The 14,148-nt window shown below is 62.4% G+C and carries 16 protein-coding genes; 3 read left to right on the top strand and 13 right to left on the bottom strand.

Translation table 11 applies throughout. The annotated features are described in order from the left end of the window. The 3 genes from QZY44_RS02475 to QZY44_RS02465 form a co-directional block, all read left to right on the top strand. The coding region (locus QZY44_RS02475; protein WP_295441765.1) for a DUF3141 domain-containing protein at positions 1–1,694 on the top strand (1,694 nt) is incomplete at its 5' end. A 28-nt stretch (positions 1,695–1,722) separates the two neighbouring features. Then, positions 1,723–2,667, top strand: coding sequence for a phosphate acetyltransferase (locus QZY44_RS02470; protein ID WP_295441762.1), 945 nt, complete (start codon positions 1,723–1,725; stop codon positions 2,665–2,667). Then, complete coding sequence (locus QZY44_RS02465; protein WP_295441760.1) at positions 2,664–3,860, top strand: acetate/propionate family kinase; 1,197 nt, start codon at positions 2,664–2,666, stop codon at positions 3,858–3,860. The genes QZY44_RS02470 and QZY44_RS02465 overlap by 4 nt, the downstream gene beginning before the upstream one ends. Here QZY44_RS02465 and QZY44_RS02460 read toward each other — a convergent pair. The 13 genes from QZY44_RS02460 to QZY44_RS02400 form a co-directional block, all read right to left on the bottom strand. Then, positions 3,850–4,008, bottom strand: coding sequence for a hypothetical protein (locus QZY44_RS02460; protein ID WP_295441757.1), 159 nt, complete (start codon positions 4,006–4,008; stop codon positions 3,850–3,852). The genes QZY44_RS02465 and QZY44_RS02460 overlap by 11 nt on opposite strands. Positions 4,009–4,127: 119 nt before the next feature. Then, positions 4,128–5,018 carry a transposase gene (locus QZY44_RS02455; protein WP_295441755.1) on the bottom strand — a complete coding sequence of 297 codons (891 nt, stop codon included), beginning with the start codon at positions 5,016–5,018 and terminating at the stop codon, positions 4,128–4,130. 127 nt (positions 5,019–5,145) lie between these two features. After that, entirely contained in the window at positions 5,146–5,508 is a 363-nt protein-coding gene (locus QZY44_RS02450; protein ID WP_295441753.1) for a transcriptional regulator, read from the bottom strand. Between the two features lie 5 nt (positions 5,509–5,513). After that, complete coding sequence (locus QZY44_RS02445; RefSeq protein ID WP_365303098.1) at positions 5,514–5,816, bottom strand: type II toxin-antitoxin system HigB family toxin; 303 nt, start codon at positions 5,814–5,816, stop codon at positions 5,514–5,516. A gap of 238 nt (positions 5,817–6,054) precedes the next feature. Further along, positions 6,055–7,560 (bottom strand): VWA domain-containing protein, encoded by a 1,506-nt coding sequence (locus tag QZY44_RS02440; protein ID WP_295441748.1) that lies wholly within the window; start codon positions 7,558–7,560, stop codon positions 6,055–6,057. After that, on the bottom strand, positions 7,557–8,183 hold the full coding sequence (locus tag QZY44_RS02435; RefSeq protein ID WP_295441745.1) for a TadE/TadG family type IV pilus assembly protein: 627 nt from the start codon (positions 8,181–8,183) through the stop codon (positions 7,557–7,559). The genes QZY44_RS02440 and QZY44_RS02435 overlap by 4 nt, the downstream gene beginning before the upstream one ends. A 54-nt stretch (positions 8,184–8,237) precedes the next feature. After that, a complete protein-coding gene (locus QZY44_RS02430) occupies positions 8,238–8,714 on the bottom strand; it encodes a TadE/TadG family type IV pilus assembly protein (protein ID WP_295441743.1) in 477 nt (158 codons plus the stop codon). Between the two features lie 335 nt (positions 8,715–9,049). Beyond that, positions 9,050–9,298 (bottom strand): hypothetical protein, encoded by a 249-nt coding sequence (locus tag QZY44_RS02425; RefSeq protein ID WP_295441741.1) that lies wholly within the window; start codon positions 9,296–9,298, stop codon positions 9,050–9,052. Positions 9,299–9,413: 115 nt separating this feature from the next. Beyond that, a complete protein-coding gene (locus tag QZY44_RS02420; protein WP_295441739.1) occupies positions 9,414–10,307 on the bottom strand; it encodes an Rpn family recombination-promoting nuclease/putative transposase in 894 nt (297 codons plus the stop codon). Positions 10,308–10,330: 23 nt separating this feature from the next. Then, positions 10,331–11,161 carry an Rpn family recombination-promoting nuclease/putative transposase gene (locus QZY44_RS02415; RefSeq protein WP_295441736.1) on the bottom strand — a complete coding sequence of 277 codons (831 nt, stop codon included), beginning with the start codon at positions 11,159–11,161 and terminating at the stop codon, positions 10,331–10,333. Between the two features lie 178 nt (positions 11,162–11,339). After that, positions 11,340–12,293 (bottom strand): tetratricopeptide repeat protein, encoded by a 954-nt coding sequence (locus QZY44_RS02410; protein ID WP_295441734.1) that lies wholly within the window; start codon positions 12,291–12,293, stop codon positions 11,340–11,342. A 52-nt stretch (positions 12,294–12,345) separates the two neighbouring features. After that, positions 12,346–13,305, bottom strand: coding sequence for a type II secretion system F family protein (locus tag QZY44_RS02405; protein ID WP_295441732.1), 960 nt, complete (start codon positions 13,303–13,305; stop codon positions 12,346–12,348). A gap of 11 nt (positions 13,306–13,316) precedes the next feature. Further along, a partial coding sequence (locus QZY44_RS02400; RefSeq protein ID WP_295441729.1) for a type II secretion system F family protein occupies positions 13,317–14,148 on the bottom strand: 832 nt, incomplete at its 5' end.

Below are 14,148 nucleotides of genomic sequence, written 5' to 3'. Positions count from 1 at the left end.
CCGAGGGCAAGCCCTGCGTCATCGGCAATTGCCAGGCCGGCTGGGCGGTGATGATGGTGGCTGCCATCCGCCCGGAACTGTTCGGGCCCATCATCATCCCCGGCTCACCGCTGTCCTACTGGGCGGGAGTCGAGGGTGAGAACCCGATGCGCTACACCGGCGGGCTGGCGGGCGGCAGTTGGGTGACGGCGCTCATGAGCGATCTGGGCGGCGGCACCTTCGACGGCGGCCACCTGGTCGAGAACTTCGAGAACCTCAATCCGGCCAACACACTATGGTCGAAGAACTATAACCTCTGGGCTAAGGTGGATACCGACCAGCAGCGCTTCCTCGACTTCGAAAAATGGTGGGGCGGCCACATCAACCTCAACGCCGAGGAGATGCAGTGGATCGTCGATCAGTTGTTCGTCGGCAACCGCCTGTCCACCGCGCAGATCGTCACCAGCGACGGGGTACGGATCGACCTGCGCAACATCCGCTCGCCCATCGTGTGTTTCTGCTCCAAGGGTGACAACATCACCCCGCCGCAGCAGGCACTCGGCTGGATCACCGACCTCTACGCCACCGATGACGACCTGATCACGGGCGCCCAGACCATCGTCTACGCGATCCACGACCACGTCGGGCACCTCGGCATCTTCGTCTCGGGCAGCGTCGCCAAGAAGGAGCACGAAGAATTTGCGTCCAACATCGACCTGATCGACGTGCTGCCGCCCGGCATCTATGAGGCGGTCATGACCCCCAAGACGGCGCAGACGCTCAATCCGGACTTGGCCGAGGGCGACTGGGTCGTCCGTTTCGAGCGGCGCACCCTTGATGACATCCGCGCCATCGTCAAGCCGGACCCCGAGAACGAGCGCCGCTTCGCCACCGTTCAGCGGGTCTCAGAGATCAATCTCGGCCTGTATCGCACCCTGTTCCAGCCCTTCGTGCAGGCCATCGGTAACGCCCAGACCGCCGGGTGGCTGCATAAGCTCAGTCCGGCCGAACTGCCGTTTGAGCTATTCTCCGATCGCAACCCACTGATGCAACAAATCGCCCAGCTGGCAGACCAGGTGCGTGCGCAGCGCCAGCCGGCGGCGCCGGACAATCCATTCCTCGCGCTCCAGGCGATGATCTCGGAAGGGATGGTGGCCGCGCTCGACGGCTACCGCGACCTGCGTGATCGCAGCCTGGAGGAGATATTCCTGGCCACCTATAGCTCCCCGCTGCTCCAGGCACTGGTCGGCATCCGTGCCGCCGACGCCCCGCCGCGCCGCCACCCGGGGGTCGAACCAGAACGCCTGGCCTTCATCGCGCAGCGGGTTAGCGAGCTCAAGGCACGCCTGGCCGAGGGCGGCGTGCGTGAGGCCGCGATTCGCAGCCTGGTCTACATCGGCCTGGCGGGCGCGGGTGTCGACGAGCGTGCATTCAACGCGCTGCGCCACATGCGCACCGCGCACGACGGCCTCACGCTGCATGAATTCAAGCAGACCCTGCGCGAGCAATTCTTCTCGCTGTTGCTCGACGAGGAAGCGGCACTCGCCGCCATCCCGCAGATGCTGCCGGCCGACGCCGCGGCCCGGAGCGAGGCGCTGGCGCTGATCCGCCAGGTCGTCTCCGCCACCGGCGAGGTGACCGGCCATCGCGGCGAACACCTGGCACGGATCGAGGCACTGTTCGCGGCCCCGGCGGGCGCGGGCAAGGCCGGGTAAGCGAAACGCAATCAAGAGGACCAGCCCCATGCAAAGCAAACACGAGAAGTACAACGGCCTGATCGCCCGCACCCAGCCCCTGGAGCCCGCCCTGACCGCGGTCGCCCACCCCTGTGACGAAAGCTCCCTCCGGGGCGCGGTGGAGGCCTTTGAGTTGGGCATCCTGAAGCCCATCCTGGTCGGCCCGCGGGCCAAGATCACCGCGGTGGCGGCACAATTCGGGCTCGACATCTCCGGCCTGGAACTGGTGGACGCCCCCCACAGCCATGCCGCCGCCGCCGCCGCGGTGCAACTGGCCCGCGAGGGCAAGGCCGAGATGGTGATGAAGGGCAGTCTGCACACCGACGAGCTGATGGGCGCGGTGGTGGCGAGCGCGACGGGGCTCCGCACCGAGCGGCGGATCAGTCACGCCTTCATCATGGACGTGCCGGCGCTCGACCGGGCGATCATCGTCACGGATGCGGCGATCAACATCTTCCCGACGCTCGAAGACAAGATGCACATCGTGCAGAACGCCATCGATCTGGCGGCCGCCCTAGGCTTCAACGACCCGAAGGTCGCTATCCTCTCGGCGGTGGAGACGGTGAACCCCAAGATCCCGTCCACCATCGACGCCGCCGCACTGTGCAAGATGGCCGACCGCCACCAGATCACCGGCGGGATACTCGACGGCCCGCTGGCCCTGGACAATGCCATCGATCTCGCGGCAGCGCGGATCAAGAACATCGACTCGCCGGTGGCGGGCCTTGCCGACATCCTGGTGGTGCCTGACTTGGAGGCCGGCAACATGCTGGCCAAGAGCCTGACCTTCATGGCCGACGCGGACGCGGCCGGGATCGTGCTCGGCGCCCGGGTGCCGATCATCCTCACCAGCCGGGCCGATTCGGTCGCGGCACGGCTGGCCTCCTGCGCGGTAGCGGCCCTGGTCGTGCAGGCGCGGCGGGAGAACGCGAACAAGGCGGTGGTCGGATGAGCGAGGCCATTCTGGTTGTCAACGCGGGCTCCTCCAGCATCAAGTTCTCGGTCTTCCTGGACTCGGTCCCGGGCCCTGAATGGGGACAGGGACTCGACTTCATGCTGGGTGGACAGCTCGAAGGGCTCTACACCGAACCCCGCTTCAAGGCCCGAGACGCGGCGGACGCCGTCATCGGCGAGCAGCGCTGGCCCGCCGAGGCGCTCGGTCACGACGGGGCCATCGGCTATCTGGCCGGCTTCCTGCGCGAACGCCTAGGCCAGCACCGGCTCGCCGCCGTCGGACATCGGGTGGTACATGGCGGACTCGACTTCTCCGCCCCGGTACGTTTGAACGCCGAGATCGTGGAGGAGTTGGCGCGGCTCATTGCACTCGCCCCGCTGCACCAGCCACACAACCTGGCGCCGATCCGCGCCTTGCTCGCCAACCGTCCGGACCTGCCGCAGGTCGCCTGCTTCGACACCGCCTTCCACCGGGGACAGCTGGAGGTCGCCCAAGCGTTCGCGCTGCCCCCCACCATCACGGAGCGCGGCGTACGACGTTACGGCTTCCACGGACTGTCCTACGAATACATCGCCTCGGTCCTGGCCGACTACGACCCCCGTGCCGCGCAAGGCCGCACCATCGTGCTGCATCTGGGCAACGGGGCCAGCGCCTGCGCCATCCACGCCGGCAAGAGCGTGGCGAGCACCATGGGCTTCACCGCGGTGGATGGGCTGCCGATGGGCACCCGCTGCGGCAACCTGGACCCCGGCGTGCTGCTGTACCTGATGGACCAGCTGCAGATGGACGCCCGCGCCATTGAAAAGCTCATCTACCAGCAGTCCGGGCTGCTCGGCGTGTCGGGCGTCTCCAGCGACATGCGCACCCTGCTCGACTCCGACGACCCGCGGGCGCAATTCGCCGTCGAACTCTTCGTCTACCGCATCGCCCGCGAACTGGGGTCGCTCGCCGCCGCGCTCGGCGGACTCGACGCGCTGGTGTTCACCGCCGGCATCGGCGAGCACGCCGCGCCCATCCGCGAGCGGGTCTGCCGCGCCGCCGCCTGGCTCGGCGTAACGCTCGATCCAGCGGCCAATGCCGCCGGCGGCGCGCGCATCAGCACGGCGGACAGTCCGACCGCCGCCTGGGTCATCCCCACCAATGAAGAGCTGATGATCGCCCGGCATACCAGGCAATTGCTCAGCCAGTGACCTGGGAGCGCCGCTCAGGCGAATTCGTATCGGCACTCGCGACTGCACGGATAAACGCCTCAGCGATGGCGTCGCCGGCGAGGTAGAAGCCGACGCCGTAAATCTTGATGCCGCTATCCTTAATCCCCTGTGCGGTCTTGATCGTCATATCGCGACTCACGCGACAGACGTAATCGGGGAGAAAGGACTGCAAGGCGGCGGTATTGCGGCATCTTGTATCTATCGGGGTGCCGAGATTTGAATAGGGGACAGGGTCAGGTCTTGCAATCACGCAGTCGGCGGCAGGGGAGTCGATGGCCGGGTGGAGGCCGAGAGGCCGCCTTCCTCGGCCCACTGCACGGCGCGGCTGACCGTGGAATAATGAATGCCAAAGTGCTCTGCAATCTCCTGCATCGTGTAGGCACCGGTCAGAAAGGCGCGTGCCATGGCCTCACGGCGTAGCGGATAGGTCCGTTCGAAGTCGGCGAGCGACTTGGCGAGCGGGCGGCGCTGCGCCCTGGAGACTTCGTGCAGCGTGCCCGAGGGCGCGCCTGCGCTGGCCGCCTGCGCGATGAACGCATCACTGCCCAGAAAGACCTGGTGGCGCAGCCCGTCCCAGATACTGGGCTGATCCACCCCCGCGGCAACAAAGGTCGCATAATCGCTCCGTGCCTGGCGGCGGTCGCTGCCGAACTGGCCAAGCACCCAATCGGTCTCCAGCCAGGTGGGGGCCGACGCCAGACCGACCATCGCGCGATAACTGCTCCAAGGCCAGTCGGCAGCGTACGCGACCACGCCCGCGCGCACCGGATTGAGCACGACATATCGGGCCAACTCCAACAGATAGGTCTCCCGTTCGACCAGAATCGCCTTGAACCGCCCCTGGAACAAGTGACCGACCAGTCGATGGCAGTGGTTGAACTGCTGCGTGTAGATGCCGTTGAGTTGACGCATACCTTGCGACAGGTTCGCGTCCGGCGTCTCCACGACGACATGGTAATGGTTGGTCATCTCGCAGTAGCCGTGGCAACGCCAGTTGAACCGCTCGCAGGTCGCTCCCAGTGCGGTCAACCAGTCCACTCTGTCCATATCGTCGCGATAGATCGCCTCGCGGCGATCGCCCCGCGAGGTGACATGGTAAAGCCCGCTGGCGAGCGCGATGCGCAGTGGTCTCGTCATACGCCAAAGCTTAGTCCAGAAATGCTGGATTGCAAGACCTGACCCCGTCCTTCCACAGTCATAACGGTGCTGGATTGCAAGACCTGACCCCGTCTTTGCCGTGACCCCGTCTTTGCCGACTTTGACCTCAGCAGGGGCCGATCAGGCTTTCGGCCGGAATACCAAGGCCCCGATGCAGGCGTCGAATCATCGCTAGGCTCAGAGTGCGCTTGCGCGCAAGCACTTCATATACCCTATGGGGCGGACCGATATAGGGCTTCATATCCGCTACCGTCAGGCCCTGCTGCTCCATCCTGAACTTGATGGCCTCGATCGGATCGGGCGGCGGTACGGGATGATGTCGCGCCTCATACGCCTGGACCAAGGTAGTCAGCACGTCCAAGCGATCGCCCTCGGGGGTGTCGAGCAGCGGATCGTCAGCCATCAGCGACGCGATTTTGTCGAGTGCCCCTTCGTAATCAGCCTCGGTCCGAATCGGATGAATATCCATTGCGGTCACCTTTTTTCCACCGTTTCGGCATTGATACGATCATACTCCGCATGAGTGCCGACAAATTTGATGAACACCAGCCCCGTGTGATACGCCAGAGCTGCCACAAGGCGATAGTCGTTTCCCTTGATATTGAACACCGCGCGGCGAGACCTGAGGATACTCGCACTGCCGAATTGCGCCTTAACGTCTGCCGGTGTATACCATTGTGCGCGGCTCACCTCGTCATGCCAGGCGCGCAACGGCTGCTCGGCATCTGGATGTCGTGCCCAGAACTCACGCAAGGTCTTCAAAGCAACGATCCGCATCAAGACATGCTAGTCCCATTGCGGGACTAGCGCAACCCGACTTTGAAGCCGTGTCCGGCGCTTCTGCCGGATGCCAGCGCCGGGGATGGTGCAGTGGCGCAGGGTCAGTTCTTGCAAAACACCACATTTATAACAGTGCTGGATTGCAAGACCTGACCCCGTCTTCCCTTGACCCCGTCTTCCCTGACCCCGTCTTCGAACTCTGGATTGCAAGACCTGACCCCGTCTTCTTTGATTGCTACTCTGCCAGGGACAAAGCTATATCCCGAGCGATCTTATTGAAGACATCGTTTAATTGCGTCGCTGTTGGGAAGAACACATACTTGTCAGGCGAATTCGTATCCGTACTCGCGACCGCACGGATAAACGCCTCGGCAGTCAGGTCGCCGGCGAGGTAGAGGCCGATACCGTAAATCTTGATGCCCTTGTCTTTAATCCCCTGTGCGGTCTTGATCGTCATATCGCGGCTCACGCGACAGATGTAGTCGGGAAGAAAGGACTGCAAGGCGGCCGTGTTGCGGCATCTTGTATCTATCGGGGTGCCGAGATTTGAATAGTAGGAGGTATAGTTGGCGAGACCTAACGTTGGGTCAGAGAACACATCCCACTTTACACTGTATACTGGGTTCGCTGCCTCGCAGCCTGATTTATTGGTGGCGTTGACGTAGGTGCAGGTACTATTGAGTATACCATCGCCGGTGGGGGTGAGGCACTTGGTGCTGCTTGAGGGGGGTGAGATGGGTGCCGTTAGTGGGGTTCCGTCTAAATTCAAGTAATCAACATCTGTTGGGAGAACCGAATTGACGCCTCCAGAGGCTGGATCTGTATCTGCACAAGCCCCGCTATTCGCGCCATAAAATGCCATTCGTTGGTAAGAAACCCCTTTCCACACGAATGTCGAGGTCAATGAATTGGGTTGCCCATCGGTGAAGAAAATGACGAATTGAGAGATGTCGGCAGCAGCCGCACCGGTCGTGAACGGCTCGTTGGCGGCCTTTGTCATGGCATCCTCGGCGTTGGTGCCACCGCAGATGGCGATATTATTTATGTGACCCGTTATCGTAGTGGCGAGATTCGCACCGTAATTCAACCGGTCATTTTCGGTCGTGGCGTAGCAAAAGCTAATGAGGCCCAACCGGTCGCTCGTCGCTGCGTTGCTCGTCACCGTATTGGCAAATTTGGCGACAAAGTTCCCGGCGGCCGTCTGCAGAGCGGGCAATCGCGTTCCGGTCATTGACCCCGACTTGTCGAGCACCAGCACAATCTCCACCTTTCTCATCTTGGCCTTCGCGCTTTCCTTTATCACGGGCGAATTCCTCCAATACGCAAAAAAACGCGGAGCTGTCACGCACCCGCTGACTCGAAAAGTATGATTATTCGCATTCTGGCCATTATCCTCCCCGGCAACTGGGGACTTACAAGGATCGGTCACCACAGATCCAAAATTCAAGTCCTTAGCCCCCAGGAGTCCTTGGGGGAAATTCGCTTCCCCGACCCCCGTTATCAAGGCCTTGAGTTTTGTGGGATCCATCGCGACGTTTCTTGCCCCCGCGAGGGCGGCCGCGTCGACGCTTTTCGACAGCTCAGCCTTCAACAGGTACCAGTAACCCACATCGATCGCCATGGCGGCGAAGCCGATAATCACGGGTAACAGAATCACCACAAAAACCAACACGGTGCCCTGTTGACTGTTCGGCCTCTTACACATCATGCACCGCCGTTCATGACCGGATTTTCGTCTCATGGAATCAACGCCTTACTCGATACAATATACCCGCCCCCGCTGTCGACCGGGAAACCGCGGACGAACCTCACGAGGGGGGTAATTAACTGGTATCTGTAGAAAACCTCGACCACGGTAATCTGTGCAAGCGGGGCCATTCCCAGACTTGAATCCCAGCTTAGCGCCGTATAAAGGGCATCGGTCAGGCCGAGCTTCGTATACCCAGTGCCGGTACCGATGGAGCTATTGACCGTCAGTGCCCCGTAACCCGCCGTGTTACCACTATTGGCGGTAGCGATCACGGGAGCGGTCGCAGAACTGGTGGCGCCATTGATTTGCCAGAAGTAGATCTTTCCCGAATTCACGAGATCCAGCGAACTGGCATTTTGAAGCAGGGTGATGAGCTCCACTGGGTTAGCGGTGGGGATCACGGCGACAGGGAGGTCACGGGACCCCAAGAGCGCCCCATGCTGAGCCAATTTGGCGACCGTCATCCGCGCATCCAAGAGCCGCCCGATATCAACGATGGTAAAGAGGATAACAAGCAGCAGGGGGAGTACAATGGCCAACTCGAGGGTCGCGGTGCCGCGTTCGCCTCGAGGTCCAGGGCATTTACCGACGAGTATTCGTCTCGCGTCTTTCATCTCGCAACTCCGGTCATCAGCACCGGCCCGGTATGGCCATGCGGTCTACAATCTTCAAAATTTCTCGACTCTGTAGAGCACCGACGTATCGATCACGATCTGATCGCTGGGGAAAAGTCGTTTGATCCACGGCAAAACGAATTTGAACGTGTAACGCACCCGCAGCTTGAGATAGCTTCCACCCACCCCAGCGGGGTTAGTATCTTTGGCAAGGGCCGGTGGCGAGGAGGTTTTTCCGGGATACAGATCGGCATAGGTCGTGCCGTTGGCGCTATAGCTATAGACCGACAACCCAGTCGCGTTGGCAAGCCCCGCCGTGTCATTGATTTTCGCCCAGATTGCGTTGGTAGTACCACCCACTTGGGCCACCCTGGCGCCCTCCTGGGTGGCATACAGTATCGTGTGCTCGACGAACAGATAACGTCCGAACTCAATGATCGCAAAGAGCACCAGAAACATGATCGAGGATACCAGCGCAAACTCGACCATCGAAGCGCCTTTGCAGCGTGTTCGGTTGATGGTCATTGTCATCTCTAGCCTCCTCTCAACCCCGCAAGGGGTCGCCGTTCGGGTGATTCGCACATTGGCTCAGCGGGCATTGATCGTCGCGCCTCCCGCCAGGGAACAGGAGGTCGAGGCTTCAGCCGGTCGACCTTGCATCGCGGCGCTCTTGGTCCGGAAAAACAATGACTGCAACACAGACGATGCAAATGGCCCGACGGGACTCGAGGTTTCCCCCCATCTTAGGCCTTGATCGTCGTTCCGGCCAGCCCGCAATATTCTGCGAGTCCCCGGCGGCCGAAAGGTTGCGGTCCGTGGCCCGGACTCCTGCGTCCCGCCCGGATTGACGATCAAAGCCTCACCCCTCAGAGTCCCAATAGCTGCCGCGCCTGGTTTTCGCTCATGCCGCTCTGGATGAGCCGGGCGAGGGCCGTTTCAAGACCTTCACGTTGGCCTTCAAGCTTCCCTTTTTCTCTTTCCGCCCGCAGTTCACTGATTTCATCATGCAAGGCGCGCTCGCGTACGAATGCCAGTCGCCGGGTTTCGGCATCGCCACTGAGCGCCTTGATGTGTTCGAGGGCTTGTTGTACGGGGACGTAGGCGATGGCGGACATGGTGCGTTCCTCCTGCCAGTGTTCGAAAAATGCGACCCAGGCCGCAAGACCTGGCTGCGCCAGCTCTAAGCGGTCGGCCTTGGGGAGTTCGATGTTGTAGCGTCGCGCCTCGACCTCAATTTGCCGCCAACCAAGCCGCCAGATCCGCAGCGTCCGTGAAGTCGAGCAAGGTTTCACCCAATGCTTCTACTTGCTCAATCGGTAACGCCGCAATGCGCGCCTGTTGGGCCTTGGAAACCACGCCAATGCGACGTTGCAATTGTCGCAACACCAAACTCACTTCACGTTCCTGGCCTTCCTGCCGACCTTCCTGCCGACCTTCCTGGCGGCCTTCCTGGCGGCCCTCACCAAACACTTCCTGATAAAAGCGGGTCTTCTTCAAATTCGTTTCGGGTAGCTGCAACATGGCACGAATCTCCTCGCGGGAAAGCTGCGGAAATTTATAGACTAGAATAGTCTCCACCAGATCCAGAACCTCCAGCGGGTCCGCCGCGGGGTCCGGTGCCGACACCAGCGCGCGCGCTTCCGTCGCCGCACGCGTGGCCTCCAGGATGACCAGCCGCGCCAACCGGGCATCGAAGCTCAACCCGGCCACGTCCAACAGATCATCGAGATAGACCCGGCGCAGCAGCCCACACTGGAGCAAACCCTCGTAGGGCGTGAGGATACCGGCGTCGGCTTGACGATGCGGAAACACTACCACAGCTTGCCAGGGCCGCGTAACACGATGGCGATATAGGTAAAGAAAGATGGACGCCAACCACCGGGCATAAAAGGTGGGCCGCCCCTGGAATTGCGCCTCAGTGAAAATCAGCGGTGCGTCTGCCCGACCCGGCGGGGGTAACAGCACGCCGTCGAGGCGGAACGCGGTCTGCTTGACCTCGATCGCACGCATCCGATAGTCAGCTGCTTCCGGGACCGCCAGCCCGGCCAGATCGAAGGCGAGCGCCGGGCGTTCTTGAAACAGGCGATAAAACAGTGGATCGGTATGCATAGGAAAGATCGCCATTTGGCAGCATCCGGGCCCACCCCTCAGAGTCCTAATAGCTGGCGTGCCTGGTCTTCGCTCATACCACTCTGCATGAGCCGGGCGAGGGCCGTTTCAAGACCTTCACGTTGGCCTTCGAGCTTCCCTTTAAGCGCCACTTCAAGCATCCCTTCACGCCTGCCCTTTTCTCTTTCCGCCCGAAGTTCACTGACTTCGTCATGCAAGGCGCGCTCGCGTACGAATGCCAGTCGCTGGGTTTCGGCATCGGCACTGAGCGCCTTGATGTGTTCGAGGGCTTGTTGTACGGGGGCGTAGGCGATGGCGGCCATGGTGCGTTCCTCCTGCCAGTGTTCAAAGAAGCCGACCCAGGCCCGGAGGGCCGGCTGCGCCAGCCCCAACCGGTCGGCCTTGGGGAGTTCGATGAGGTTCAATTGTAGTTCGTTACCGAGCGTGACGTGCGGCTGCCGACGGTCGCGCAGCTCGAAACACCACAGCGCCTGCGCCGCTTGGTCTGGGGCCTCGAAGAGCTCAAAGTCGAGCAGGTGAATGCCGATGACCGGCTTGAGGGACTGGTAGTCCTCGCCGCTCTTGAGTTGCCCGGTGAGGGTCCGAGCCAGGTAGTAGGCGCTGCGGGCACTCCAGGCGTTGTAGCGCCTGACCTGCATCTCGACGTTGTAGCGTCGCCCCTCGATATCCTCGGCCAAGAGGTCGAGGGCGATAAAGTCAATGCGCGGGTTGAGGACCTCGACCACCGTGATGGGCACCTCGTCGGAGCGGATGGCGTTGATCAGGGCGGCGAGCAGGTCCGGCGCGTCGGCGAAGAGCTTCTTAAAGACGAAGTCGTTTTTTGGGTCCAGGAGCGTCGAATCAGTCATGGTATCTGTAGCCCTCCGATATCTTCGCACGCCCCTCCCTGAGACACTTGTGCTTGGGACAACCCGTCGCGGCCGGGGGGCCGCTCCTACGGGGCCACGGAATCCTGCGGGCACGGCATCGCTTGAGGTTCTACCCCCCACCCCGGCCCTCCCCCACGAGGGGGAAGGGAGAAGACGTTCATGGCGCCGCCGCGTGCCCCTGCATGATCTCCACCCGCCGTTGATTGGTGTCGGCCAGAGTGTAGAAATCGGGCGAGAGGCGCTTGGCCTCCGCGAACAGACGCTGGGCGTCGTCCAACTTGCCCTCGACCATCGCCACATAACCCACGTCGTTGTAGGACTTGGGCAGGTCCTGGACCTTGGAGAGTGCCTCAACCGCCTCGGTGTAGCGCCCCTGACGAGTATAGACCAGGGACAGGTTGCGCCACGCCAGGACATAATTGGGGTCACTCAAGAGGGCCTGACGGTAGGCGGCGATGGCCCCGTCCCACTGGCCGGACAGATAGCGCGAATAGCCCAGGTTATTGAACACCGATGGCGTGCGCGGGCCGCTGTCGAGTGCCTTCTGATAATGGTACTGGGCGTTGGAGTAGTCGTGGTCCAGGTCGGCGATGACGCCGAGTGCGTTGTGTGCCCGGGAAATGCGGTCGTCGAGGCCCACAGCCTGGGTCAGGTTCTGCTTGGCCGGCGCATACTGACGGTTCTTCAATAGCAGTATACCCAGCTCGGTCAAGGCGCCCGCGTTGCGGGGGGCCTTCTGTAACGACCAGCGAAACGCCATCTCCGCGAGCCGCTGGTTACCGCGCCCGGCGTGGATCAGGCCGATCTTATAGAGCGCCTCGGCGTTGCCTTCGTCGACGCTCAAGGCGCGGATGTACTCGAAGAGCGCGCGGTCCAGGTCACCGCCGGCCCCCGCGAGATCACCGCGCGCGATCGCCTCCGGGGCCGAGGTCACCGGCAACTGGGTGGCGAAGGCGACCTCGGACTTGCCGTCGTAGAGTTCGCTGAAGGCGCCGAGCCCGGTGGCCACTTTGGAGGGCAAGCCGACGCAGCCCGCCGATGCAACCGCCAGCCCCGCCGCCAGGCCCAAAGCGAGCGCCGCCGCACCAAGCCCGCGCTCGCTGTCAGACATCCAAGGGTTCATCGGCTGATCGTCCTGTGTCGCAATTGAGTCGGCCGGGCGCCTAACCGAGCGCCCGGAAGACGCCGATGAGTGGAGGACCGAGAATGATCAACAGAAAGCTCGGCAGAATGCAGGTGATCATCGGAAAAAGCATCAGGGTGCCGACCCGCGCCGCCTTAGCCTCCACCTCCTGCAGGCGTTTGTCGCGCAGTTCGGCCGAATAAACCCGCAGGGTCTCGGCAATACTGGTGCCGAAACGCATGCTCTGCAACAGCATGGCGACCAAGGTCTGGATATCCTCCACGCCGGTGCGCTCCTTCAGGTCATTCAGGGCGGCGCGGCTGTCCATCCCGGCGCGCGACTGCATGGAGAACAGCGTGAGCTCGCCGGAAAGATCGGGATGGGTGAGTAGGATCTCGGCGGCCACCCGCTGAATGCTCGCGACCAGGCCGAGACCGGCCTCGGAACAGACCACCAGCAGGTCCATGGCATCGGCCAAGCCCCGCTGCAACCGTGCCTGGCGACGTTTCACCCGCCGCCCCAGTAGATAATCGGGAGCTACCAGGGCCAGGATGCCGGCCATCAGCATGTCACGGGGGGCATTATCCATCAGCAGCACCGGCGAGAACATCGCCACCATCAGTACCAGCACGGGCGCGAGCACCACGACCGTGATCTTGATCCCATAGAAGGCCGGTACGGCGTGTTCGGAGCGGAAATCCGCGAACCGCAGTTTGACCTCAGTGCGCCGGCGCTTGGCTTCATCCTTCGGTAGGGAATACCGACCCAGCCGCTCCAGGGCGCGGGTGATACGGCTCTTGGGAGAGAGTAAACGGGTCTTCTGCTGGATCAGCAGCACCCGCTTGCGCAACGGATTGAAGGCGCCGGCGATCAGCAAGTAGAGTGCCCGGACACTGCCGAGGACCGCGGCCCCCAGCAGCAGTGAGAAGAACAGCGGCACCAGCACCGGGTCATTCGGGAGTGCGCTCAAGGAGTCGAAAAGGCGTGAGACCCAATCCATGACGGCGACCCCTATGAATCCGAGACGTTGACGATTTGGCGCAGCCAGAGAATGCCCAGGCCGACCTGAAACAAGCCAATCACGATGAGCTTCCGGCCGGTTGGGTCCTGCACCAGGGCAAGCATAAAGCCAGGATTGATTAAAGCGATAGCTCCAGTCATAAAGAACGGGAGCAGCGACAGTATCCAGGCCGTCAGCCGACTCTCCGCGCTCAGGGTGCGCACGGTGCGCTCGAAGCGGAAGCGCTGGCGTACCAAGCCCGCCAGCTTGTCCAGCAACTCCGCCAGGTTGCCACCGGTGTCGCGCTGGATCATGATCGAGGTGACCAACGCCATCACCGCCATGCTCGGTACCCGCCCCATGAGCCCGAGCAGTGCGTTACGCGTGTCGCCGCCATAATTGATCTCCGTATAGACGATGCCGAACTCCTCGCTCGCCGGCGCCTTCATCTCCTGGGACACCAGTTTGATGGCCTCGGTGAACGGCAGGCCAGCGCGCATGGCGCGGGCGGCGACGGTGAGTGCGTCCGGGAGCTGCTCCTCGAAGCGGTCCATCCGCTGGGTGCGCTGACGCCGCAGCCACATGATCGGCAGGTAGAAGCCGAACGCAGCGCCCGGCAGGCTGAGCAACCCCCACTCGGGGACCAAACCCACGAGTGAACCCGCGAGCGCGAACGCGAGGCTCAAGAGCGCTACCCGATAGGGAAGCTGGCTCGACCCCGCCTGATCGATGAGCGTCTGTAGCGATTGCATACCCGGCAGACGTTGCAGTTTGATCTCCAGGCGGGATGGTTGCCGCAAGTAGCGTTCGCGCACCAGCGAGACCCGCCCGCCCCCCCCGTGG

Source organism: uncultured Thiodictyon sp., assembly GCA_903837595.1.
Classification (GTDB): domain Bacteria; phylum Pseudomonadota; class Gammaproteobacteria; order Chromatiales; family Chromatiaceae; genus Thiodictyon.
Note: the sequence above shows the minus strand (reverse complement) of the source record. Positions and strands in the feature narration are given on the sequence as shown.

What these genes read in the sequence shown, in the direction of transcription:
- QZY44_RS02465 (WP_295441760.1), top strand. Translation starts at nt 2,664, where the DNA reads ATGAGCGAGGCCATTCTGGTTGTCAACGCGGGCTCCTCCAGCATCAAG.
- QZY44_RS02410 (WP_295441734.1), bottom strand. Translation starts at nt 12,293, where the DNA reads ATGTCTGACAGCGAGCGCGGGCTTGGTGCGGCGGCGCTCGCTTTGGGC.
- QZY44_RS02455 (WP_295441755.1), bottom strand. Translation starts at nt 5,018, where the DNA reads ATGACGAGACCACTGCGCATCGCGCTCGCCAGCGGGCTTTACCATGTC.
- QZY44_RS02415 (WP_295441736.1), bottom strand. Translation starts at nt 11,161, where the DNA reads ATGACTGATTCGACGCTCCTGGACCCAAAAAACGACTTCGTCTTTAAG.
- QZY44_RS02445 (WP_365303098.1), bottom strand. Translation starts at nt 5,816, where the DNA reads ATGCGGATCGTTGCTTTGAAGACCTTGCGTGAGTTCTGGGCACGACAT.
- QZY44_RS02420 (WP_295441739.1), bottom strand. Translation starts at nt 10,307, where the DNA reads ATGGCGATCTTTCCTATGCATACCGATCCACTGTTTTATCGCCTGTTT.
- QZY44_RS02450 (WP_295441753.1), bottom strand. Translation starts at nt 5,508, where the DNA reads ATGGATATTCATCCGATTCGGACCGAGGCTGATTACGAAGGGGCACTC.
- QZY44_RS02435 (WP_295441745.1), bottom strand. Translation starts at nt 8,183, where the DNA reads ATGAAAGACGCGAGACGAATACTCGTCGGTAAATGCCCTGGACCTCGA.
- QZY44_RS02440 (WP_295441748.1), bottom strand. Translation starts at nt 7,560, where the DNA reads ATGAGACGAAAATCCGGTCATGAACGGCGGTGCATGATGTGTAAGAGG.
- QZY44_RS02470 (WP_295441762.1), top strand. Translation starts at nt 1,723, where the DNA reads ATGCAAAGCAAACACGAGAAGTACAACGGCCTGATCGCCCGCACCCAG.
- QZY44_RS02430 (WP_295441743.1), bottom strand. Translation starts at nt 8,714, where the DNA reads ATGACAATGACCATCAACCGAACACGCTGCAAAGGCGCTTCGATGGTC.
- QZY44_RS02405 (WP_295441732.1), bottom strand. Translation starts at nt 13,305, where the DNA reads ATGGATTGGGTCTCACGCCTTTTCGACTCCTTGAGCGCACTCCCGAAT.
- QZY44_RS02460 (WP_295441757.1), bottom strand. Translation starts at nt 4,008, where the DNA reads ATGACGATCAAGACCGCACAGGGGATTAAGGATAGCGGCATCAAGATT.
- QZY44_RS02425 (WP_295441741.1), bottom strand. Translation starts at nt 9,298, where the DNA reads ATGTCCGCCATCGCCTACGTCCCCGTACAACAAGCCCTCGAACACATC.